The organism is Streptomyces sp. NPDC057486 (assembly GCF_042802415.1).
Lineage (GTDB): Bacteria > Actinomycetota > Actinomycetes > Streptomycetales > Streptomycetaceae > Streptomyces > Streptomyces yanii.
Window position 1 is genome coordinate 1 of record NZ_JBHVEE010000156.1, and the last position, 22,618, is coordinate 22,618.

The 22,618-nt window shown below is 65.0% G+C and carries 13 protein-coding genes and 3 pseudogenes; 8 read left to right on the forward strand and 8 right to left on the reverse strand.

Going from position 1 to position 22,618, the window contains the following annotated elements; all coding sequences use genetic code 11:
• Positions 1 to 616: 616 nt before the first annotated feature.
• The 3 genes from ACFU6I_RS41395 to ACFU6I_RS41405 are packed head-to-tail and all read right to left on the reverse strand — an operon-like array spanning position 617 to position 3,325.
• Positions 617 to 1,465 (reverse strand): amidohydrolase family protein, encoded by an 849-nt coding sequence (locus ACFU6I_RS41395; RefSeq protein WP_384377514.1) that lies wholly within the window; start codon positions 1,463 to 1,465, stop codon positions 617 to 619.
• Positions 1,466 to 1,469: 4 nt separating this feature from the next.
• Entirely contained in the window at positions 1,470 to 2,513 is a 1,044-nt protein-coding gene (locus ACFU6I_RS41400; protein ID WP_384377517.1) for an enolase C-terminal domain-like protein, read from the reverse strand.
• A gap of 35 nt (positions 2,514 to 2,548) precedes the next feature.
• A complete protein-coding gene (locus ACFU6I_RS41405) occupies positions 2,549 to 3,325 on the reverse strand; it encodes a FadR/GntR family transcriptional regulator (RefSeq protein WP_384377519.1) in 777 nt (258 codons plus the stop codon).
• Positions 3,326 to 3,958: 633 nt separating this feature from the next.
• Between ACFU6I_RS41405 and ACFU6I_RS41410 the strand changes: the two genes are divergently transcribed.
• The 4 genes from ACFU6I_RS41410 (at position 3,959) to ACFU6I_RS41425 (ending at position 8,423) form a co-directional block, all read left to right on the forward strand.
• Positions 3,959 to 5,260, forward strand: a complete 1,302-nt coding sequence (locus tag ACFU6I_RS41410; RefSeq protein ID WP_384377522.1) for an ABC transporter substrate-binding protein — start codon at positions 3,959 to 3,961, stop codon at positions 5,258 to 5,260.
• 79 nt (positions 5,261 to 5,339) lie between these two features.
• A complete protein-coding gene (locus tag ACFU6I_RS41415) occupies positions 5,340 to 6,245 on the forward strand; it encodes a carbohydrate ABC transporter permease (protein ID WP_384377525.1) in 906 nt (301 codons plus the stop codon).
• Complete coding sequence (locus ACFU6I_RS41420; RefSeq protein WP_384377528.1) at positions 6,242 to 7,144, forward strand: carbohydrate ABC transporter permease; 903 nt, start codon at positions 6,242 to 6,244, stop codon at positions 7,142 to 7,144. Before ACFU6I_RS41415 ends, ACFU6I_RS41420 begins: the two co-directional genes overlap by 4 nt.
• Positions 7,125 to 8,423 (forward strand): Gfo/Idh/MocA family protein, encoded by a 1,299-nt coding sequence (locus tag ACFU6I_RS41425; protein ID WP_384377531.1) that lies wholly within the window; start codon positions 7,125 to 7,127, stop codon positions 8,421 to 8,423. The genes ACFU6I_RS41420 and ACFU6I_RS41425 overlap by 20 nt, the downstream gene beginning before the upstream one ends.
• Here ACFU6I_RS41425 and ACFU6I_RS41430 read toward each other — a convergent pair.
• Both ACFU6I_RS41430 and ACFU6I_RS41435 read right to left on the reverse strand, forming a co-directional pair.
• A complete protein-coding gene (locus tag ACFU6I_RS41430) occupies positions 8,342 to 8,998 on the reverse strand; it encodes a WD40/YVTN/BNR-like repeat-containing protein (protein WP_384377534.1) in 657 nt (218 codons plus the stop codon). The two genes, ACFU6I_RS41425 and ACFU6I_RS41430, sit on opposite strands and share 82 nt — an antisense overlap.
• Positions 8,991 to 9,161 (reverse strand): hypothetical protein, encoded by a 171-nt coding sequence (locus ACFU6I_RS41435; protein WP_384377537.1) that lies wholly within the window; start codon positions 9,159 to 9,161, stop codon positions 8,991 to 8,993. Before ACFU6I_RS41435 ends, ACFU6I_RS41430 begins: the two co-directional genes overlap by 8 nt.
• A 40-nt stretch (positions 9,162 to 9,201) precedes the next feature.
• Here ACFU6I_RS41435 and ACFU6I_RS41440 point away from each other — a divergent pair, with 40 nt between their 5' ends.
• Complete coding sequence (locus ACFU6I_RS41440; RefSeq protein WP_384377540.1) at positions 9,202 to 14,160, forward strand: Ig-like domain-containing protein; 4,959 nt, start codon at positions 9,202 to 9,204, stop codon at positions 14,158 to 14,160.
• 312 nt (positions 14,161 to 14,472) lie between these two features.
• Positions 14,473 to 15,674, forward strand: a pseudogene (locus ACFU6I_RS41445) (NF041680 family putative transposase); the annotation flags it as partial.
• Positions 15,675 to 15,721: 47 nt separating this feature from the next.
• Here the strand turns inward: ACFU6I_RS41445 and ACFU6I_RS41450 are convergent.
• From ACFU6I_RS41450 to ACFU6I_RS41460, 3 genes and pseudogenes are all read right to left on the reverse strand, one after another.
• A pseudogene (locus ACFU6I_RS41450) lies at positions 15,722 to 15,874 on the reverse strand (transposase); the annotation flags it as partial.
• Between the two features lie 63 nt (positions 15,875 to 15,937).
• Entirely contained in the window at positions 15,938 to 16,114 is a 177-nt protein-coding gene (locus ACFU6I_RS41455) for a hypothetical protein (RefSeq protein WP_384377543.1), read from the reverse strand.
• A 300-nt stretch (positions 16,115 to 16,414) separates the two neighbouring features.
• A complete protein-coding gene (locus ACFU6I_RS41460; protein ID WP_384377546.1) occupies positions 16,415 to 16,528 on the reverse strand; it encodes a hypothetical protein in 114 nt (37 codons plus the stop codon).
• Positions 16,529 to 17,438: 910 nt separating this feature from the next.
• Between ACFU6I_RS41460 and ACFU6I_RS41465 the strand changes: the two are divergent.
• Together ACFU6I_RS41465 and ACFU6I_RS41470 are read left to right on the forward strand one after the other, a co-directional pair.
• Positions 17,439 to 17,834: pseudogene (locus tag ACFU6I_RS41465) on the forward strand (alpha-galactosidase); the annotation flags it as partial.
• Positions 17,835 to 18,132: 298 nt separating this feature from the next.
• The gene (locus ACFU6I_RS41470; protein WP_384377549.1) at positions 18,133 to 22,359 is read left to right on the forward strand and encodes an NPCBM/NEW2 domain-containing protein; all 4,227 of its coding nucleotides are present in this window, start codon (positions 18,133 to 18,135) and stop codon (positions 22,357 to 22,359) included.
• Positions 22,360 to 22,618: the final 259 nt, after the last annotated feature.

Consider the following 22,618-nt stretch of genomic DNA (forward strand, 5'->3'; position numbering starts at 1 on the left):
CGGGCTGTCGCAGAGCACACCATCGCCCGACTCAAAGACCACCAGATTCTCCGCCAATGCCGCCGCCGTGGTGAAGCGATCAACCACGCCGTCGCTGGCGTTGCCGCACTCCACAACCTCAAGCTCGACATCCGGTAAACGAGGCACCCGCCGCAGCAGGGCACGTTCTCACCGGCATTACGTGATAGCTCCTAGCTGCCGAATGTGTCGACGGCGCGCTCTGCGCTGTGCCTGGGGCGTGGATGTGGGTTGTCGGCGGACCCGGCGCCACACCGACGGGGGTTGCGGTGTCCGACCGCTTTGCCGGGCTCCACCATCAGGTGCTGGCTCGAGTACCGGAGGATGTGGACTGGGCGCGCTCCGGGTGGTTCAGCCGGAAGGGCACTACCTTCGCCGACCGGGAATCCGGCGTCGATGTCCTGCGTGCCTCATCACAGCCCGGAGAGCCAGCCCTCGTCGGTCCTGAGTGCCGGCACCTCTCGCTCAGCCGGCCCGACCCACGGCAGATTCATAGCGGCGATTCTCTTCAGGCATCGGATGAATGTGCGGTGAAAACTCTGGCGAGGGGCCTTGCCGCAGCCCGTGTGTACCGACCCGCGGGAGGTTCGTCGCATCGTTAGCGGCTGAGGGGTCGTGCGGGGATCCCGTACCACTCGGCCGCGGTTTCGCCGAACACTGCGGCTTGCTCCTGCGGGCTCAATGGGTCGATGAGCTCGTCGGCGACTGCCACGACCTCGCCGTAGTCGGCGGCCGGCAGGCAGACTGGCCAGTCCGATCCGAACATCAGCCGGTTGGGGCCCAGCCGGTCGAGGAGCGTGTCAGCGTAGGGGTGCAGGGCCGCGGCGCTGCACAGATGGGCTTGGGTGACGAGCCCGGACAGTTTCACGGCGACGTTCGGGCAGGTTGCGAGGTCGGAGATGAGCGCAGCCCAGGGGCCATGGGCGTCCGGGTGGATCTCCGGGTTGCCCGCGTGGTCGAGAACGAACCGCACCTCGGGCAAGGCGGCCACAGTCCTTACCGCGGCTGCCAGTTGATCCGGGCGGACCAGTAGGTCGTAGGCCAGCCCGGCCGCGCCGACCGCCAGGATGCCGCGGCGGGCGTCGGTGCGCAGTAGCCAGTCGGGGTCGGCCTCGTCCTGGACACCGTGTCGTATACCGACCAGGGCTGTGCCGCCGGGCAGTTGGCGCAGTCGTGCGAGGCGCTCTGCGACGTCGGGCGCGGTGAGGTCGACCCAGCCGACTACGGCGGCGATCTGCGGATCGGTCGCCGCCAGCCGGAGCAGTTCCGGGGTCTCGGGCTCGACCGGGATGGTCTGTACCACGACCGTGGCGTCGATGCCGTTGGCTCGCAGATCCGGGCGCAGCTCGTCGATGGTGAAAGTGCGGTTGAGTAGTGAGATATCAGCGGTCCACGGTTGATCGCGGACGGCCAGGTCCCAGATGTGATGGTGGGCGTCGACGCGCATGGGGTCACCAGCCGGGCTGTCCGTAGCCGATGCCGGGCGCGGTGGGCGCGCGCAGCATGCCGTCCGGGCCCACCGCCGGCTCGCGTACCACGGGATTGGTGTAGACGATGGACTCGTAGTATGAGGTGTTCGGGATGGCCATGCACAGATGGGCGTTGACCAGCCCCGGCCCGTGCACCTCGGAGCGTAGCTGGAAGCTGTCGGCCAGGTGGGCTATCCGCAGGGCGCCGGTGATGCCGCCCTTGTACAGGGCGCTGGTCCGCACATAGCCGGCCGCGCCGGCCGTGATGAAGTCCGCCATATTCAGGTGTGCGCCGTCGGAGGTCTCGCCGACGAGTAGCGGCACGGTGACGCGTTCAGCGAGCCAGCGGTACGAGGTCACGCTGAACTCCCGCATCGGCTCCTCGTACCAGGTGTAGTCGGCCTCGGCCAGCGCCTGGCCCACATAGACAGCATCGGCGAGGTCGAAGCCGGCGGAGCCGTCGTACATCAGCGGAACAGCATCGCCGACGTGTGCCCGCAGCTTCTGGCAGAGGTCGGCGTCGGCGCGGGCATCCCCCCAGGCGTGAAGCTTGATGCCGGCATAGCCGGCCTCCAGGCACTGGTTGGCGACGTCGAGGAACTCCTCGACGGTGGAGAAGGTGACCGTACTGGCGTAGGCGGGGAGTGCCTCGCGGTATCCGCCGAGCAGCCGATGTACGGGGAGTTTCGCAGCCTTCCCGGCGAGGTCCCACAGCGCGATGTCGACCAGTCCGAGCGCATAGATCGGAAACTCCTCGATCCGATCGAGCTCCCAGAGCCGGTGCCAGAGGAGCTCCCGCAGCAGCGGGTCGCGGCCGATCAGGTCCTGCCGGATCCGGCGCTCCACCAGGTCGGCCACGATCAGTCCGCGTCGGGTGTGTGCCTCCCCGATCAATCCCTCGTCGGTGTGGATCCGCAGGATGCCGCCGACCACGGGCTCCTCGGATCCGGGCAGTCCGGAGCGCCAGCGGAACGGCGGCTGTGCGGGGAGGTCGACGAGTTCGATGGTCACGTCGGTGATGTGCATGCTGGCCTTCGCATACGAGAGTGGTGGTGGCTGGTTCAGGCGGGGGGCGTGTCGTTGGCGAGCAGGCGACGCCTGATTTCCTGCTCGAACTGGTGCTTCGTCGTGTCGATGTGCTGGGCCATCAGTGTTGTGGCCAGCGCTTCGTCGCCGGAGGAGATCGCTTCGGCGATGGCCTGATGCTGGTCGGCAGCTGCTGTCAGCGATCCGCCGGCGACCCCGGCCAGGCCTATCGCGCTGACCTGCCGCAGGAGTCGGCGCACCGAGTCGACGCTGGAGGCGAAGAACATATTGGACGCAGCGGCCCCGATGCCGCCGTGGAAGTCCTCGTCGGCTCGGGTGAATGCCTCGAGGTCCGAGCGCTCCGCCGCCTCCGCCGACTGCTTCGCCGCTTCGCGGATGACCTTGACCTGCACGGGAGCGGCCCGCTGCGCCGCAAGCTGCGCCGCGATGGTCTCCACATGGAGGCGGAACTCGAAGAGCTCTTCCACCTGGCGCACGTCGGCCGGCAAGAACTGGGAGAACGGCTCACGCCACGAGGGCGCATCGGGTTCGGCTACGTAGATACCCCGCCCCTTCTGCACGGAGAGCCGCCCAAGCGCAGACAGGATCTTCACAGCCTCGCGGACGACTGTTCTGCTCATCCGGACCTCGTCCGCCAGGTCCTTCTCGGTGGGCAGCCGAGCGCCGGGCGGAAGCTGCTCCCGGACGATGTATTCGAGGATCAGCTCGGCCGCGATCTCGTAGCCAGGGCGGTAGCCGCCGTCCCCGGTGGACTGCTGCGGGGCGGGCGATGACTGGTCAGGCAGGGCCAACTCGGTTCCCTCCAATCGTTGCGGTGCGCGTGTCCCGTAGGGGACGTGTACCCGATGGGGACACGCGACAGCGATGAATGGTTCATATCTATTTAGTAGCAGGTGCTCAGTGAATCACAAGTAGGGTCTTGACGCGAGAGGATCTCGCACCCAGACTCGTGCCACCTTGAGACGACCGGCCATTCGCAGCTCACGGCGGCCCGATCGTCGACGACCGATCGAGGCGCGAGTCTGAGCAGGTGCGCCGTGATGGGCGGGAAGATGTCTCGGCCGGCTGGCAGCGCAGACCGAAGAACCTGATTTATCTGTCGTAGTCCGTGAGGCAGGGAGAGTGGACATGTACATGCTTACTCACAGAGCCTCCTGGGGAACCGCGCTCGCGGCCGCCAGACTGCTCCTCGGTAGCGCTGCCTGCGGCAGGAACGGCTCGTGGCGGGGTCCCTGATGGCGTCTGCGCCGGTGATCGTCTCCCTCCTCCTCCAGCGGCAATTCATCCAGGGCATCCCGCCCAGCGCGTCGGCTGGGTGAACACGGCTCCAAAGACCGGGCCTTACGAAATCACTTCGGGAAACCTTGTGCAACGTGTCGCACCCCGCTGACACGGGCACCTCGGCACCAAGAAATGAGACACCCGTGCGTACACAACGGCGTAGGACGCGGTACCTGATCCTGGGCTCCGTCGCCGCGGCAGCCCTCGCGCTCACTGGCTGCACTGCCGGTGCGCCCGCATCATCCGATTCCGGTGACGACGTCACCCTGACCTTCCTCGTCTCCGAGACCCCGAACCTCACTCCCGAGTACTGGGACGCCGCGATCAAGCGCGCGTCCGAGAAGGTGCCGGGAGTCACCATCAAGAAGGTGGTCGGCGAGAATACGCCGGCCTACGCCCAGCAGCTGTTCGCATCGGGCCAGGCGCCGGACATCTTCGCTACCGGCATCGCGAACGGCCTCGCACAGAAGGGCGAGCTCGCCGAGTACACCCGCGCCGAGCTTGAAGCCGCAGGCATCACCGACTTCACCTCCGGCACGATCAACGGCAAGCTCTACGGAATACCCACCAGCGCGCAGGCTATCCCGCTCGTCTACTACAACAAGGACCTGTTCGCGAAGGCCGGCATCAGCGCGCCGCCGAAGACCTACGCCGAGCTGCTTGACGACAGCGCGAAGCTGAAGGCCGCGGGCATCGCGCCGTTCGAGATCGGTGGCGGCGGCAAAGACACCTGGGCGACCGTGTTCACGCTGAACGCCACCGTGGCGGCAGACGTGCTGATCGCCGACCCCGCCTGGTTCGTGAAGCGCGAGAAGAACGAGGTGAAGTTCACCGATCCGGCATTCGTCGGCGCCGCCACGAAGGTGGCGAACCTCATGAAGGACGGCTACGGCGACCCCGACGCGATGACTCGTCCCTATGCGGACCTCGAGCAGGCGTTCCTCGGCGGCAAGGCCGCGATGTACCCGATGGGCTCGTGGTTCACCGCCGCCGCGGACAAGGCGAAGCGCACCGACATCGGCGTGTTCGGCTGGCCGAGCGACGGCGGCAAGGCCGCCATCCCCGTGGTTACCGGCCCGGGCATGAACGTGAATGCCAAGTCGAAGAACGTCGAGCTCGCCAAGAAGTGGTCTCTCGCGTTCGCGACCGACAAGAAGAACCTGGACGAGACCGTGATCACCGACGGCGGGATCACCTCGGTGAAGGGCTACAAGATCCCGGACGACGTCGGTCCGCTCTACAAGGAGATGGCGGATGGCTACGCCACGGCAGCGGCCGCCAAGGCCACGGTACCGGCCTGGGGCAACATCACCGGCGACGGTGCGCTGCCGCCCGGATTCAACGACCTGATGATCGCGGCCAACGTCGACCTGCTGACGGGCAAGAAGACGCCAAAGCAGTTCGCCCAGTACCTCGACAAGCAGTACGCGGCCGCGCAGAAGTAGTCACGGCTCACAGCGAGACGGGGATGCTGCCGACCATGCACGGCGCCATCCCCGTTCGTGAAGCCAGAACGGAAAGAACATGTTCTCCGCGCACACGCAGACCAAGCACGGGCTGATTCCGCGCAGTCCGCTCCATTTCCTCCTCTTCGCCGTGCCCGGCACCGCGCTCTACGCGACGTTCGTGCTCTGGCCGCTGCTGGTGGCGTTCTGGTCGAGCCTGACCAACGAGAGCGCCTACCGGGTCAGCACCTCGTTCGTATGGTTCGACAACTACGCCCGGCTGTTCTCCGATCCGGCGTACATGCAGACCCTCCGGAACACGGTGATCCTCACGATCATCAGCGCCATCGTGCCGAACGCACTCGGGCTCGCCATCGCGGTGCTGCTGGATCGGAGCGGGTGGGCCTTCAACGCGATGCGGGCCGTCTTCTTCATTCCCGTCATCCTCTCCTCGGTCGTCGTCGCGGTCATCTGGCAGCAACTGCTCAAGAATGACGGCCTGGTGAACTCGGCCCTGCGATCTTTCATACCGGATCCGCCCGGCTGGCTGTCCGATCCCGCGCTCGCGCTGTACAGCGTGGGCGGCATCGTCGCCTGGCAGGCGGTCGGCACGTGCGTGGTGCTGTATCTCGCGGGGCTGCAAAGCGTCCCCAAGGAACTGCTCGAAGCGGCAGCCATCGACGGCGCGGGCCCGGTGCGCCGCTTCTGGACCATCACCTGGCCGATGCTGGCGCCCTCCGTCACCATCATGACCGTGCTGTCGATGATCGGCGGCTTCAAGATCTACGACCAGGTGAAGGTGATGACGAACGGCGGGCCGGGCGTCGGCACCACGTCGACGCTCTCCTTCGACGTCATACGAACCGGGATCGACTCCGGTGCTATCGCCTACGGCGCCGCGAAGGCGGCAGTGATGTTCCTCATCATCGCGGCGATCTCGCTGCTCTCGATCCGGCTGATGCGCAAGCGAGAGGTGGACCTGTGATCACGGCAGAACCGGTCGCCGTCAACGAAGATCCGAGCCGCGCGCGTCGCAGGCGACGCAAGACCAGTGTCGACATGGGCCGCGCCGGGCTGACCCGCACGCTGGTCGCGCTGGTCGTCACGGTGATCTTCATCTATCCGATCTACCTGGTGATACTGAACTCGTTCAAGACGCAGGACGCCATCTACCGGTACCCCGGTATCCCCGCCGGGCCGCTGACGCTGCAGAACTTCATGGACGTGCTCACCCGCTCCGACGCGCTGTTCTGGACCGGCCTGATCAACAGCGTCCAGATCACCGTCATCGCCACTGTGATCTCGACCGTCGTCGCCGCGATGATGGCGCACTACATGGTGCGATCGACCAGTTGGTTCGCGAAGACGCTGTGGGTCGCCATCCCGCTCGGCCTGATGATCCCGCAGGCGACGACGCTGCTGCCGCTACTGCGCATGATGCGGGATCTCGGGCTGGTCGGCTCGGTGCCCGGATTGATCATCGTTTACGTCGCCGGGAATCTGCCGTTCGGGGTGCTGGTGTTCTCGGGATTCATGCGGACCATCCCCAAGGAGCTCGAGGAGGCGGCGGCCATCGACGGGGCGGGGCCCGTCCGCACGTTCTGGGCGATCGTGTTCCCGCTGCTGCGCCCGGCCGGAGCGAGCGTCATCATCTTCCTGGCGGTCGGCCTGTGGAACGACTTCATCACCCCGCTGATCATCCTGGGCCCGGCCAGCGGCAGCACGGTCACCGTCGGCATTTACCGCCAGATCAGCGAGCACGTGTCGAACTACGGCGCGGTGTTCGCCTTCATGGTGCTCGCCACGATCCCGCTCGTGATCCTGTTCATCTTCCTGCAGAAATACTTCGTGAAGGGACTGCTCAGTGGCGCCGCAAAGGGATGACGCCGTCATCGGAAGCACGCGAGACATCCGCCTGGCCGTGGTCGGCGCCGGAATGCGCGGCCATGCCTACGCGTCGGGGGCGGCCGGGATCCCCGGCGTCGAGATCGTCGCGGTGGCCGAGCCGAACCCGACCACGGTGGCCCGCTTCACCCGCGGATTCCCCGGCGCGCAGGTCTTCGGCGACTGGCGTGAACTCGCCGCGCAGCCGCGCCTCGCTGACGCCGTGATCGTCACGCTGCCCGATCAGGAGCACCGCGACGCGAGCGTCGCGTTCGCGGAGGCGGGATACGACATCCTGCTGGAGAAGCCGATCGCCACCAGCCCGGAGGACTGCAACGACATCGAGGCCGCTGCCAGCAGCAACAACGTCAGCGTGACGGTGTGCCACGTGCTGAGATACACCTCGTACACGCAGAAGCTGCGCGAGCTCCTCGACTCCGGAGCCATCGGCGAGATCATGCAGATCGAGCACCTCGAGCCGGTCGGGCATCTGCACTTCGCGCACTCATTCGTGCGGGGCAACTGGCGTCAGTCCGCCACCAGCCACAGCCTGTTGCTGGCGAAGTCGTGCCACGACATCGACTGGCTGCTCTACATCATGGGCCGTCCGGTGCAGCGGGTGACGTCGTTCGGATCGCTCGGGTACTTCCGACCCGAGTCCCGTCCAGCCGGGGCATCCGACCGCTGCGTGACATGCCCTGTCGAGTCGTCGTGCGCGTTCTCGGCCGTGCGGTTCTATCGCCGCGGCCTGGACAACCCGGGCTCGGCCGAGGAGTACAACGCGCTCGTCATGGCCGGCGAAGTGACGCCCGAGGCGATCGACCGGGCGCTGGAGACGGGGCCCTGGGGGCGTTGCGCGTACCTCTGCGACAACGACGTGGTCGACCATCAGACCGTCCAGCTCGAGTTCACCGACGGGCGGCTCGCGAGCTTCACGCTCTCCGCGTTCACCGAGGGGACCAACCGCAAGACGCGCCTCTTCGGCACCGCCGGGCAGATCACCGGCGATGGCCGGATGATCAGCGTCTACGACTTCTGCACGCTGCAAACCACGGTCTACGACACCGACGAACTGGGCTTCGACGCCGCGTCCGGGCACGGCGGCGGCGACCTGCGGCTCATCGAGGCGTTCATCTCGGCACTGCGGACCGCCTCGCCCGAGCAGCTCTCGACGAGCATCGCCCAGAGCATGGCGAGTCATCGGGTGGTGTTCGCCGCCGAGGAGGCCCGGCGCACCGGCACCGTCGTGTCGCTGCCCGCCGCGCCCGCGCGCCCCTGACCACCTGCGAGCCGGGCTGTGAAGATGCCGTTGCCGCCGGTTCCCGCGTGGATCCGGCCCTCGGCATCCGGCAGGACGCCCTTCCAGCGAACGGCACCCTGTTCGGCCGGGTGGACGTCCTGCCAGGAGTGACCGTCATCCTCGCTGCACCACACGAGCGAAGGCGTGCCCGTCCACCGCATCGGCTCGCTCACCACGACGATGCGGTCGCCGGCCACCGCGACGGAGGTGGCGTTCCTGGTCGCGTCCTCGCCCGGGACCCGCGTCCAACTCTCACCGCGATCGTCGCTGCGCCGCAGCCCCTCGCGCACGAACCCGGCATACAGCCGGCCATCGTGCAGCGGATCCGCGAGGACGTGCGAGAGCACCGACAGCCGTGAGCGCGCGAAGGGCAGGCCGGCGTCCGCGCGCACCCAGGATTCGCCGGCATCCTCGCTGCGATACAGCCCCGTCGTCCACTCACCGACGTACAGCAGACCGGGTCGGTGCGGGTCGCAGGGTGAGCGTCGCGCCGCCGTCGTGCGACCAGTGCACGCCGTCGCCGGCGGAGCCGCGCGCGGATCCCGATTACTCATGCCCGTCCTCCCACCGCGAATATCGCGCGCTCCGGTCCTCCCCTGCCGTCCACAGCTCGTCCGGTCCCGCCGGGGAACTCGACTGCCGGCACAGATCCTTCAGGTCCTTGCAGACCGTCAGAACGTAATCCGCGCTCATCAGCAGATCAGATACATCGAGCATGGTGCCCTGGATGTATCGATGTTTAATCAGAATTATTTCCTTGCTCCGTTGGAATGAATCTGATCTACTGACAGAGGGGATCTCCCGTCAAGCACCGCGTCTATCTCTCGGAGACTCCTGTGATCTCCACTCCTCCCCCTCTCGACGACGAGTAAGGACGCCAACGATGAAGAGACAGAGAGCCCGGAGCATCGCGACGGGAGTGCTTGCCGCAGCGGCTGCGGTCACCGCAGGCTGCCTGATGCCTGCGACGCCCGCACGGGCCATGCAGACCGGCGGCACAGCCCCTTATCTCAACCAGTGGCTGGTTTCCGGTCCGTTCACGGATCCTGTCGTGGACGGCGACCCGAGCGCTGTCGCCCCGAAGCTGGATGGGGCGGTACAGGCACCCTCCGGCACGGAGAAGTCCACCTGGCAGTATTTCGACGACCGGATCTTCAACCGGAACTACGACGACTACAACGATCTGATGGGCTACTTCGATGTGAAGCAGGGTCAGCCCACCGCCGGCAAGTGGGTCCTCGCCGCGACGTATGTCTACAGCCCGGCCGCCAAGACGGTGCAGTGGCAGGTCGGCGGATCCGGCGTCTACCGCCTCTTCGCGAACGATGCCCCCATCGGATCGCAGACCTCGGCCCCCGGCCGGCTGAGCAAGACCGGAAACCGCTACGCCGTGTCGCTCAAGGCCGGGTGGAACAAGCTGATCATCGAGATCCAGCACAAGAACCCCAGCTCGAACAAGAACTACCTCGGCTTCTACTCCCGCCTCTCCGACACGAGCGGCAACGAGGTGCCGGACCTCACCTACTCCGTGTCCGGCGGCACCGATCACGACCTGAAGATCGTCACGCGTGGCCTCGACATCGACAAGAAGGCGTTCGAGACCCGGAACGCGAACGTCCCCGCCAACGACTATCCCAGCAACGCCCTCCCCTACGCATATGACGAGAACCCATATGTCGGCATGGTGGCCACTATCGACGGAAAACGGAACAACTCCGGCATCGCGCCGGAGGCGTCCGCGTTCACTTTCCAGGCCTCCGGAGGCGCGCCCAAGTACACCTGGAAGCTTGCCGAGGGCGAGCTCCCTCCGGGATTGAAGCTCGCCGCGGACGGGCGCATCGAGGGAACCGTCGCCGACGGCGCTCACGGCGACAGCACCAAGGACTACGCCTTCACCGTCAAGGCCACCGATGCCGACGGTGCGTCAGCAACCCGGAAGTACACCATCACGGTCAGGAAGAACCCCGTCGACTGGTTCATCGACGGCAAGATGTCCGCCCTGTCGCACACGACCGGCACCATGCCGAACCTGTACGACCCGAACTACAACTACGACGAGTGGGCCAGGACCGCGAAAGAGATGGGGATGACGACGCTCTCGACGGAGAGTCTCCAGAACACGGTCTACTACTGGCCTTCCCCGAACGCGAACCTGACCCCGGACAACAGCAACAAGATGTTCAAGTACGGCGCTCTCTACAAGGCTGCGGACGGCAGCTGGCGGGTGCACGACCGCGTCCAGCAGGCGAAGGAGGCTGCGGAGCGCTACGGCCTGAAGTTCGGCGTCTACCTGTCGTCCGCATACGAGGGGCGCGAGACCCCGGAGAGCGATATCCAGAACCTGGTCGCGCGGTACAACCCGTGGTACGTGTTCGTTGACGGCACACCCCAGTCGTACTCGAACACCGACGTCGCGTGGAGCTCGGCGCGCAACTACAACGACCGCGTGCTGATCGACGCCAACCCTGACGCGCAGACCGGTGACCAGGACATCACGCTGTACGAGCGCCCGTTCTGGAACAGCGAGCCGTACAACGACGGCGGCTGGGCCGCCGGCGTCCTCCCGCAGGGCCGCAAGGTCGCCCACGAGGAGTGGAACGATCCGTACACGACCGCGCTCGACATCTGGACGCAGTACGCGAAGGGCAATGAGCGGGACGCCTGGAGCGAGGCGGCCAAGGAACTCATCAACCAGTACGGCCACGGCTACGTGATGAACTACGACTCGTCGATCACGGTCACCCGCGGCATGGACAACTTGAGCAGCAACCTCGACAACGACAACATCTTCTCGATGGTGCCGATCTCGTCTCAGCAGCTGTCCGACATGCGGCAGGGCATCGTCTCGTGGATGACGAACAAGGGCGGCCCCGATCTGCACGAGTCCCTGTACGGCACAACGCCGTACACCCTGGACTACACGCGCAAGCCGGGATGGTACGACGATCCGCAGAAGGCGATCGCACACGGACAGGGTCCCGACTGGGGTTACGCAATGTCTCGCGACCAGTTCGTGTACCTGCACATGATCAAGAACCAGATCGCCGGGACGGCCAAGTCCGGATTCACCGGTCAGGCCCGGATGAGCGGCATCGGCCCGTTCACGGCCCCGGTCGACAAGATCGAATGGCTGAACGAGGGCAAGTCCCTTCCGTTCACGTCGACGAAGGCCGGCGATGCCTACTACGTCGACATCGACACGTCGATGGTCAAGACGGATCCGATCGACACCGTGATCAAGGTGACGACGAAGAGCAAGGCGCGCAGCTATTCGCTCAGCAGCGTCAAGGCGTTGAGTAGCCAGGAGGATCCGCGCTACCTGCAGCTGCGAGCCGAGGCGTACATGAACGGCTTCGCCAACGTGCTCGCGCCGGCAAAGATCACCTACAGCAGCGACAACGAGTCGGTCGCGTCCCCCAGCGGGGCGAGCGGGAAGATCTGGGCGAAGCAGGACGGCACCGCGACGATCACCGTCACAGCGACGTACAAGGACGGCGTGCACGATCCTCAGGTCAGGACCGACACCTACCCGGTGGTCGTCCGACGCGGGGCGATCTCGCCGGACCTCCCGCTGAGCGGCGTATCGATGAGCACCGGCGGCGCCGGGTTCTGGAAGGAACTGCAGGCGCGTCAGCAGGTTCCCGTAACGTTCGAAGGGTTCACCGAGAAGGGCGGATCCGTCGACCTGCTGAATCCGCCGAAGGTCACCTACCATTACGCAACCGTCGACGGCCGCCGCGACATCCCGACCGGCAAGATCGACATCAAGGAGGTCTCGGCCGACAAGGTGCCGTTCGCGGTCAAGGACGGCGTCCTGCAGGTGACCGGCACGGTCGACCGCTCGACGATGTACGGCTACTGGGCCGAGATCACCGTGAACGGCAAGACCTTCACCACCAGCCGCAACTTCGTCAGCGTGCTCCCCGACGCCAACGCCGCCAAGGGCATCGTGCCCGAGGTGTCCGTCGATCAGGATCACGCCAAGGCGCTCTCCGACGGCACCATCAACGACGCATCCGGCGCCAACGCATCGAAATGGACGATCCCGGCCGGGCAGGACGGCAGCATCACGTACGACCTGAAGTCGCTGCAGGACCTCGCCCGGGTGAACGTGTTCTTCAACCATCGGATGCCGAACGCGGACAACGTCACGTACACGAACGTGCCGAAGCAGGTGAAGATCGAGTACAGCAAGGACGGGCAGGACTGGACCACGGGAACGCAGACCAGCGAGCTGTCCGGCGGCGGCCTGCCGACATCGAGGAACACCAAGGCCGTTCCGAAGAACGACACCACGCTGTACGGCTGGGAGCAGGACGGGCTGTATTACAACTACCCCGTCGATCCAGCGCACGCCAGCGTGCAAGCGCGCTACGTTCGGGTCTCGTTCCCCGGCGGCGGCCAGGACGGCAAGCCCGTGGACATCCTCGAAGTTCAGGCGCACTCGCTGCGCGACCGCACCCAGCTGAGCAGCATCACGCTCGACAGCTCGGTCGGCGCGGACAGAACATCCGCTAGCGTCGGCGTGCGCGGCAAGTCCTTCCTGGGCGAGGGGCTGGATCTCTCACCCCGCGACCTCGCCCTCCGAAGCGAGAACCCCGCCGTCGCGACGATCGACGCACGAGGAGCGATCGCGGCTGCAGGGCCAGGGCGCACCAGAATCACGGTGGACGCCGTCCGCAACGGATACCGGGCCGGCGCCTTCTTGTACGTGGACGTGGACTCGGAGGGGCGCATCTCCTTCCCGACGTTCCTCAGATCGGCGGCCTTGAAGCTGAGCGCCGGCGAGATCCGCGTCGGGGCTCCGATCGTCGCCACGCTCGAAGGAGTCATGGACAGCGGCGCGAAGGCCAACCTGTCGAAGGCCGAGGTCTCATACGCCTTCAGCGATAGCAGGCTGAAGCAGGTTCCCGGAAGCGACGTGATCGTGCTGACCAAACCTGTCACCGGCTCGTTCACGGCGACCGTGGATGCAACGGTGACGCTGGATGGAGTGACCGTCCGCACCGGAACGCAGACGATCAAGGCCATCGGCGACAACCTGGCAAGTCTTGCCGCTGTGACGACCTCGTCCGTGCGCGATCGGTCCGGCAATCCGGACGGGAACAATCAGGACCCGCGGTACATGGGCACGAAGGCGACAGACGACGATCGAACAACCGCGTGGGCTGCCAAGAAGGTAGATGCCACGCCCTGGATCACATTGACGTTCCCCCGTCCCATCCAGATCGACAGAGTGAATCTCGTCGACCGCGGTGCGCTCGTCGATCACGCCGGCGAGGGCCTGCTCGAATGGGAGGGCGGCAGCCGGATGGTGACCGACATCAAGTGGGAGGGCCAACCGGACAATGTCGTGAAGTTGGACGCTCCGATCACCACGTCCTGGATCAAGTTCACCATCGACCCGAACAAGACGTACGACAACGTCACGCCCGGCGGCGAGAGCGGATTGGTCGAGTTCCAGGTGTACGGACCGCAGACTGAGCGCGCCGTCGTCGGCACGGCCTCCGTCGCGGTCGACACGACTGTCGGACAGCTCCCGTCCTTGCCTGCAGAGGTGAACGCCGTCTACACCGACGGCGCCACCGACACCGTCTCCGTCAGCTGGGACCCGGTGTCAGCCGCGGACGTCGCCAAGGAGGGCTGGTTCGTTGCGACCGGCACCATCGGTGGCACGTCCGTGAAGGCGAAGGCCATCGTGACGGTTCGCCCATAGCGGAACGCCGGCTTGTGCCCGGTGTGGCCCCCGCGGGCGGCGCCGGGCACAAGCCGTGTCCAGTTCGCACTGCGAACTGGTTCGATGGAGGCACAGCCGCACAGCAATCGGCACACCGGAGGGAGATCACGCGTGACATCAGCCGCCTCAGCTTGGCGTTTAACCTCGCCGGTTCACTCGACCCGCTGATCTCGTGTTCTTCGAGGGACAGCAGGACGGCCGTTCTTCACGCTTCGACGTATCGAGCAACGTCGCGTGAAGGATCGGCCGCTGGTGAAGAGTCTCGCTCCTGCAGGTACCGCTGACGCCGCGCTGGGCGTCCTGTCCCACTTTCGTGTCGCGTTCTACGACTTCCTGTACAGCCGTGCGGACGCGCTCTTCGAACTCACCGACGCGATGCTGTGCGCGGACGGGCCGGTGAAAACCCTGGTCGAGCTCTCCTTGGCGGTCGAGAACCGGCGCGGGCACGGTGCGCTGTACGCGGCCCTGGACCGTGGCCGGCTGGAGCCAACACGGTTGCGCCGCGCGCTGGCAGGCCTGCCGCTGCCGAAGGCGGCCGACGGGCGGATCGTGCTCGCCGTGGACGTGTCGCAGTGGCTGCGACCCGACGCTCTCACCAGCGGCGACCGGCTCTTCTGTCACGTCTACGGACGCGGCAACCGCAGCTCGGACCAGCTGGTGCCCGGCTGGCCCTACTCCTTCGTCGCGGCCCTGGAGTCCGGCCGCACCTCCTGGGTCGCTCTCCTGGACGCGGTCCGCCTGGGCCCGGCCGACGACGCGACCACCGTCACTGCTGCCCAACTCCGCGATGTCATCGAGCGGTTGACGACCACAGGTCACTGGAGTCCGGGCGATCCGGACATCCTGATCGTGATGGACTCCGGCTACGACGTCGCCTACCTGACCCACGCTCTCGCCGACCTGCCCGTCGTGCTGGTCGGGCGCCTGCGCTCGGACCGGGTCATGCTCCGCGACCCCGGCCCCGCCCGGCCGGGCCCCAGGGGCGGGCGCCCCCGCAGACACGGCGGCGTCCTCACGTTCAAGAAGCCCGACAGCTGGCACGAGCCCGACGTCCCGACCGCCATGGACACCACCCGCTACGGCACGGCCACCGCGACGGCCTGGGACCGGATGCACCCCCGACTCAGCCACCGCGGACCCTGGCTGAACCATGCCAAGGAAGAACTCCCCGTCCTACAGGACACGTTGATCCACCCGCAGGTCGAGCACCTGCCCGCTGACCGTGACCCGAAACCGGTCCGGCTCCGGTGCTCGGCCACCGCCGCCGCACCGGCGGACGTCGACCGCTGGTGGCAGTCCTTCCCCCGCCACTTCGACCTGGAGCACACCTTCCGGCTGATGAAACCAGACCCTGGGCTGGATCGCCCCGAAGGTCAGGAATCCCGACACGGCCGACCTGTGGACCTGGCTGATCATCGCCGCCCACACCCAGCTCCGCCTCGCCCGGCCCCTCGCCGAGGACCTCCGTCGCCCCTGGGAACGGCCCGCGGCGCTGTCACGTTGTTGGGGGTCACACTTCAGACCCTGGAGCCGGACTCTGGGCGGTGTCCTTGCGGACCCACGTGCGCAGCGTCTCCCCGGTGATCCCGAGCTCCGCGGCCACCGCTGCCTACGTGTGCTCGCCACCGGCGGCTCGATACAACGCAACGGCGTACTTCCGAAACTCCTCCGAGCATGGAGACTGGCGTCCCACCTGGACATCCCTTCCTGGACCTTCAAGATCCATTGTCAGAGTATCCACTCCAAAGGTTCAGCCTCAGGGCTCCCGTGACACCACCACCGGTGGCGTCCACGACAGATGGCCTTCGGCCACCAACTCTGCTGCCAGCACCTCGGCCTCCCCCTGACGAGACCGCGCCGAGGCGGGATCCAGCATGATGCGGGTTGCCGGTGTGAGCTTCGTCGTCACCGCGCCCGCCTCGAACTGCTGCACCGTCGGCAGGACAGTCGGCGGCCCGCGTGGGTGGCCACAGGCAGTGGGGCGGCACTGGCAACCGCGCTTCCGAAGGCGCTCACCGGGGCGCCGGTCAGGATCGGGAGCGACAGACCAACAGCTAAGGGCTGTCGCCATCAGTCTCGATTCGTCAGCGCCGGCTGCTGCCCTGGGAGTAGTGCCGATCATCTGGCGCCAGGCGGCTTGGCGTTCGGTCATCTCGGCGCGGTAGTCAGCAGCGGGCAGGAGATCGCGGTGGGGGCGGAAGTGGAGTGAGATCCGGGAGGGTATGGACAGGAATCACTGGGCCGTGCCGACGCTGCGGAAGCCTTCCATCGCGTACTCACGCTGCCGCGAGGGCAGATGCGAGTTCTCAGCGCGGTTGTTCAGATACTTCGAGGACCGGTGCTCCACGGAGGGCATCACCTGCCGGTGGGGCGGCGCCGTAGGAGCGGAGCTTGTCCGTCACGATCACCCTCGGCACGTACTCCACCCCTTTTGAGGAGCTTGCGGAAGAAACACCCGGCGGCTCTCATACCGTGCTTGTCGGTCACGAGGATGTCCAGCACGTTCAGATCATCACACCCCCCGCCACTCAACCTGACAGAGCCCTCCGAAGTGTTCGCAATTCCCGTACGCACGACGGCAAAAGGCCCGACGGTGCCACGGGCGCCCGACGCTGTGTGCGTATCTGTGGATCACATGCGGAACGGAGCGACCAACCCAGGGCGGACAACAGTGCTTTCGCTGTGGGAACGCCCAAGCCCGGTGACGGTCTGAAGGACGCGGGCGAAGAGCCTGACTCATCTCGGCGAGAAGGACTCTTCACCTGACAAGTACCATAAACATCAGGAAGCACCGGAGGCAATAAGCCGCAACAATAATGCCCAATTTATACAGGTTCACCCGGATTTGACTGAGCGAAGATCGCCAAATCCTTGAGTCATAGTTCCAGAAATTACTCAGACTATTGACAGACACTGCGGTGCTTGATGTCCTCTGAGGAGTCGCGTTCGACCGCGCTCAAACTTCAACAACTTCCCGTACAAACCAATGCGCGTGGCCTGCCCATGAAGGAGTACGGATGGCGAAAACCATGCGCGGCCGGCTGGCCACGTCCGCTGCCAGCCAGGACAACCAGGTCGGGGCGAACCCGCACTCGGCTGGAGCAGTTGGAGCTTCCTGCGGCCGCGGTCGGGTCGGAACGTCGTGGCGGGCAGCGCCTCGCCGGGCAGAAAGGCCTGCAGCAGCGCGGTATACAGCTGCGGCCGACCGCAGATGGCGTGGTCGACGCCCTGGACGACGACGAGCCGGGAGTCTAAGAATCATCGGATCCCTGCTCGCCGTGCTGCTGTGCGGTGCGGTACTCACCGCACCGGCCTCAGCCGCGACCCCCGCTCCCGAGTCCGCAGCTGCCGCGGCGGCCGGCCACGGGCTGGCTCTCACCCCTCCGACGGGCTTCAACAACTGGAACTCGACCAACTGCCGGGCCTACTTCAACGAGGCCATAGTCAAAGACATCGCCAACATCTGCGTCGAGAAAAGCCTCAAAGGCGCCGGCTACGAGTACGTCAACATCGACGACTGCTGGGCGCTGCCGCAGCGCGATGCTCAGGGCAAGATCGTCCCCGACCCGGTGCGTTTTCCGAACGGCATCAAAGCCTTGGCCGACTACGTCCACTCCAAGGGCCTGAAGTTCGGGATCTACACCAGCGCCGGCGGCTGGCATCACCACCGCAGTTGACGCCTGGTCAGAGTGGTTTCTTCGCCTCTACCACCTGCCCGCCCGCCTCTTGAGCACGTCTGCCCGCCGCTTGCTGCGGATCGAGGCCACCTGGCGCTAGGCGAAGGCGTTCGCGACCTGCCGGCAGAGGCTCACCACGCTCCCGGCAGTCACTTGACCACAGCGAATCGCCGGACGCGAGCTGACGGTCACTCTCGCAATCCCGTAATGGCGAAGCACCGAATAGTCACTGATGGAAGAAGGGTCCTCGACAGTGAGCAGACGATATAAGAAGATGGTATATCTCCTGGGAGTGATGATAGTCGCATCACTCCTGCTTGGTGTACCCGCAGCGAAGCAGGCAAACGCTCAGCAGGTGGCGGGGAGCGCTCCGTTCATCAACTCGTGGCTGGTGTCGGGTCCGTTTGATTCGCCGGTCGTCGACAAGCAGTATGAATGCGAAGCCGGGACGCCACCGGTCGACGGGAAAACGAAGATCACCCCGAGGACCGGTGAGTCGTTGGGCTTCGGCGACGAAGGCAGAAAGTGGGAGTACTTCGACGACCGTATCTATAACCGGAACTACGACGACTACCAGGATCTCTACGGGTACTACGCCGTCAAGAAGGGCGTCGACACGAGGAACAAGTACGTGTACGCGCACACGTACATCTACAGTCCGGTCGAGCAGCAGGCATATTTCAACGTCGGGGCGAGCGGTTCATACCGGCTGTATGTGAACGACAGGTGTCTGACGGGCCCAAGCACTCCGGTGGAGGTGCAGAAGGATCTGACGAAGCAAGCAGTCCGGCTGCAGGCAGGCTGGAACAAGCTGATGATTCAGATCAAGCACACCTACACGGAGGACGTGAATTCAAACGGTGTGCCGATTGCCAAGGACCAGAACGTATCCTACCTCGGGTTCTACGGCCGGGTGGCGGATCAGGCCGGTAACAAGATCAACGGTCTGGTCAATTCCGTGACAGGGCCGTCGGGAAACCTGCAGATCGTGTCGCAAGGACTCTCGACTGACGATGCGATCGGCACTCCGCTCCCGAAGGCCAACATGCCGATCGGCTACAAGGAATGGCCGTACGTCTGGAACAAGTCGGCGGCCAGCAACAAGTACGGCGTCGCCGCTTCGGCTTTCCAGTTCATGGCTGCCGGTGGCGCGCCGGGCTATACGTGGAAGATCGTCGACGGGAAGTTGCCTGATGGTCTGAAGTTGAACCCTGACGGATCCATCGCGGACGGATTGGTCGACGGGAAAGTCGATCTGAACAGCACCAAGGGCATCATCAGCGTCAACACCAACCCAGGCGACTATCACTTCACTGTCCAGGTGGCTGACAGGGAAGGGAACACTGCTTCAAAAGACTTCACCATCAGGGTGAAGGAACGTCCCAACAAGTGGTTCGAAGAAGGCAGGGTCGGCGCATTGACCCATGCCGCCCCAACTTACAACTACTACGTGGATCCAAACTACTCCGTTGATCGATGGGCAGCTAGAGCGAAGCGTCAAGGGCACTCGCTGGTGTCGGTCGAAGCGCTACAGCAGAACTATAACTGGCCGTCCAAATTCGCAGATCCGAAGCATATCAGGGCAGAATATGTTCCAAAGGATGAAAACGGCAAAGTAGTAGACGGGCTGAAGCAGTTCGAGCAAGCAGTAAAACGTCACGGCATGAAATTCGGCTTGTATTATGCAACCGAAGGTGGCGGTTTGCAGCATTTCTCCACTGATGTGTTCGTGCAGAATGTGGATGACCTCATGCACCGTTACGGTCCGGAATACCTGTACTTCGACGGTCCGCAGGCAATGCCCAATGCCAATTTCGACGTGATGTACAGCGTGATACGCGATTACAGTGATGGCATCATTGTGAACTCAAACGCCTGGGGGGCGGAGTACGGTGATCCGGATCTGAGAACCGAAGAGGCGTCTGGTATCTATGCCAGTACGCCGGCAAATCATCTTCTGAAGCGGACCCCCATGGAACCGTGGAAGATGATCCACACTAAGAACATGATGTCGCCGTATTACGGTAAGCGCGACGACTTCAGGCAGGTCTCGAAAGAGATGCTGAGTAATGCCGGTCGGGGCAGTGTCGACAACAATGATCAATCGGTTATCGACAGCCGGGGACCGAACTGGGACTCTCCCCAAGAGATCGCCACGAGGTACCCGAAGGCTGTCCAGGAGTTCATCGATGTAAGGGAAAACCTCGCCAACTGGTTCGGGCCGGAGCATGGGCCGGAGCGGCACGAGTCCACGACGGGCACGACGCCGTACTTCCTGGCGGGCTACGGCTACGAAGATGATGGTCGAGGGAATTATGAGAAGTTCGCTCGTCCCAACAGCACGACGGGTCCGCAATGGGGATACGCGACCGCCAGGGACAACAACATCTACCTGCACATCATGAAGGGGCCGGACGGCAAGAAGGGCTTCGACGCGATTACCGACAAGTCCTTGACCATCCGTCCGATCAACGACCGGGTGACGTCGGTCAGATGGTTGAACAGCGACGTCCCGGTCACGTCGTTCAGCCAGAAGGGTGACAGCCTGACCATCAACCTGGCCGATGTGCAGGAAGATCCGGTCGACACGATCATCAAGATCGTGACCGACAGTCCTGAGCGCAAGTACAAGCTGACCAACATCGACGTGACCAGTGAGCAGCTGGCGCCGAAGGTATTGAAGGTCAAGGCCGAGGGCTACATGACGTATCCCGCGCTGAAGGCCAAGCTTTCGGACGTGACCTACAGCAGCGCGAATCCTGAGGTAGCGACGGTTGAGCCCAGTGGAATCGTGCATCCGGTGTCGGACGGCTCCACGAGCATCACGGTACGAGGCACTCATGAGGGCGTGACCGAACAAGGCACGTTGAAGGTGACGGCCAAGGACGGCCTCGTCCATGTCTCCGACATGATCGGCGCATCGTTGCTGGTGGAAGGGAAAGAGACCTACGGTGAGTTCGGCCTGAACGACGGGCTCAAGTACGAGCTGGAAGGCAGGTCGGCCACAGGCGGGCCCATCGGCTTGGATGCGGCACGGATCAGGTGGCATGGCGGCATCGTCGATCTGGCCGGCGGTGACAAGTACAAGCCGGTCGCCATCAAGGAAGTGGACACGTTCGCGTTCAAGAAGGGCAAGATCATCACCCCGCAGGTCGACGCGCCCACGAGGGGAGTCGTCTGGGCGGACGTGACGCTGGACGGTAAAACCTTCACGACGAACAGGGTCTTCCTGGACCTGCTGCAGTACCGGAACCTGGCGAAGGGCGCCGAAATCACTGCCGGCCAGCAGCAGGATGCGGTGTCGAACCTCACCGATGGCAAGCTCATCGACGCCGACCACAACGATCAGTCGAAGTGGTCGGTGCCAGGAAACGAGAAGGCCTCGATTCAATTCAAGCTTCCAGCGAAGTCCGAGATATCGAACATCGACATCACCTTCAACACGCTGGATCAGCGGTACATCAAAACACCCAAGACAATCAAGATCCAAACCAGCGACGACGGCGTGACCTGGAATGATGCCAGCACCGTCAACGGGCCCACCGGCAGCGCCTACTTCGGGTTCTACAACCAGTACCCGCTGAGCGCACAGGCCCAGTACGTGAAGCTGGTGTTCGACGGCGGCTCCAACGGGTCAACGACCGACCTGCTCGAGGTAGCCATCAACGGAGGCCGTCTGCGGCCGAAGACGGCCCTGACGGTGACCCCGACCGAGGCGGATGCGCAACCGGGCCGCGCCGTCGACCTGAGTGGCACGTTCGCTATGTCGGACAATGGGTGGGCGCCCGCGAACACGCCGATCACCGACGTGGAGCTCAGCGTGACGCCGCCCTCCGGGTGGCAGGTCGACGGTGCGACGGTGTCGAAGCCGTCTATGCAGAGCGGTTCGTCCCTCGAGGGCCGGTGGGCCATCACGCCACCGGAGAAGTTTGACCCGGGGTATGTCGACGTGCCGATCGTAGCCACCTACCATTTCCGATTCCCCGATGATTCGGTGGACCACGTGGTGCGTGTGGAGCGGTCAGTCCGGGTGTTCCTGCCGCCTACCACCCCCACCCCGAGCGGAACCGCGTATCTCAGCGACCTGCCGTTCCTGAGCGAGTCCAATGGGTGGGGCCCGGTCGAGCGTGACAAGTCCAACGGTGAGGACGACGCCGGCGATGGAGCAACCCTGACTCTCGACGGGAAGACGTACGCCAAGGGCCTTGGGGTGCACGCGAACAGCGAGATCACCGTCTGGCTCGGCCGTGCTTGTCGCACCTTCCATGCTGAGGTTGGTATCGATGACGAGAAGGCCCAGAGCGGATCGGTGGCGTATCAGGTGCTCGGCGATGGCCGGGTAATCGCCGACACCCCCGTCGTCCGCGGCCCCGACAATGCCCGCTCCGTCGATGCCGATGTGACGGGGGTCAGGATACTGACGCTGCGGGTCACCGACGGCGGTGACGGCAACGGCTCCGACCACGCCGATTGGGCCGACGCCCGGGTGGTCTGCGACTGAGCCACCCGCCGGTCCGTTCTCACCCGCACAGTTGGCCACATGCTGCCACGGGAGTCAGATCCGCGATTCCCACCAGTGCTCTCTGCACATCATCCTCAGCGCACGTAGACCGCAGGTCGGGCGCATCGCGGCAGACCCAAGGGCTATCAGGCCGAGGATGATGTGCAAAGGAACGCCCGCCATCTGCGCGGCACCGGCAACTGACCCACCGCCCGCGTGTTGCCTTCCCCGGGCGGGGAAGGCAACACCAGTCTCTTAT

Bases quoted from the DNA above. Each gene is read 5' to 3' on its own strand.
- ACFU6I_RS41395 (WP_384377514.1), bottom strand. From the start codon at position 1,465: ATGCGCGTCGACGCCCACCATCACATCTGGGACCTGGCCGTCCGCGAT.
- ACFU6I_RS41400 (WP_384377517.1), bottom strand. From the start codon at position 2,513: ATGCACATCACCGACGTGACCATCGAACTCGTCGACCTCCCCGCACAG.
- ACFU6I_RS41415 (WP_384377525.1), top strand. From the start codon at position 5,340: ATGTTCTCCGCGCACACGCAGACCAAGCACGGGCTGATTCCGCGCAGT.
- ACFU6I_RS41430 (WP_384377534.1), bottom strand. From the start codon at position 8,998: ATGAGTAATCGGGATCCGCGCGCGGCTCCGCCGGCGACGGCGTGCACT.
- ACFU6I_RS41435 (WP_384377537.1), bottom strand. From the start codon at position 9,161: ATGCTCGATGTATCTGATCTGCTGATGAGCGCGGATTACGTTCTGACG.
- ACFU6I_RS41470 (WP_384377549.1), top strand. From the start codon at position 18,133: ATGGTATATCTCCTGGGAGTGATGATAGTCGCATCACTCCTGCTTGGT.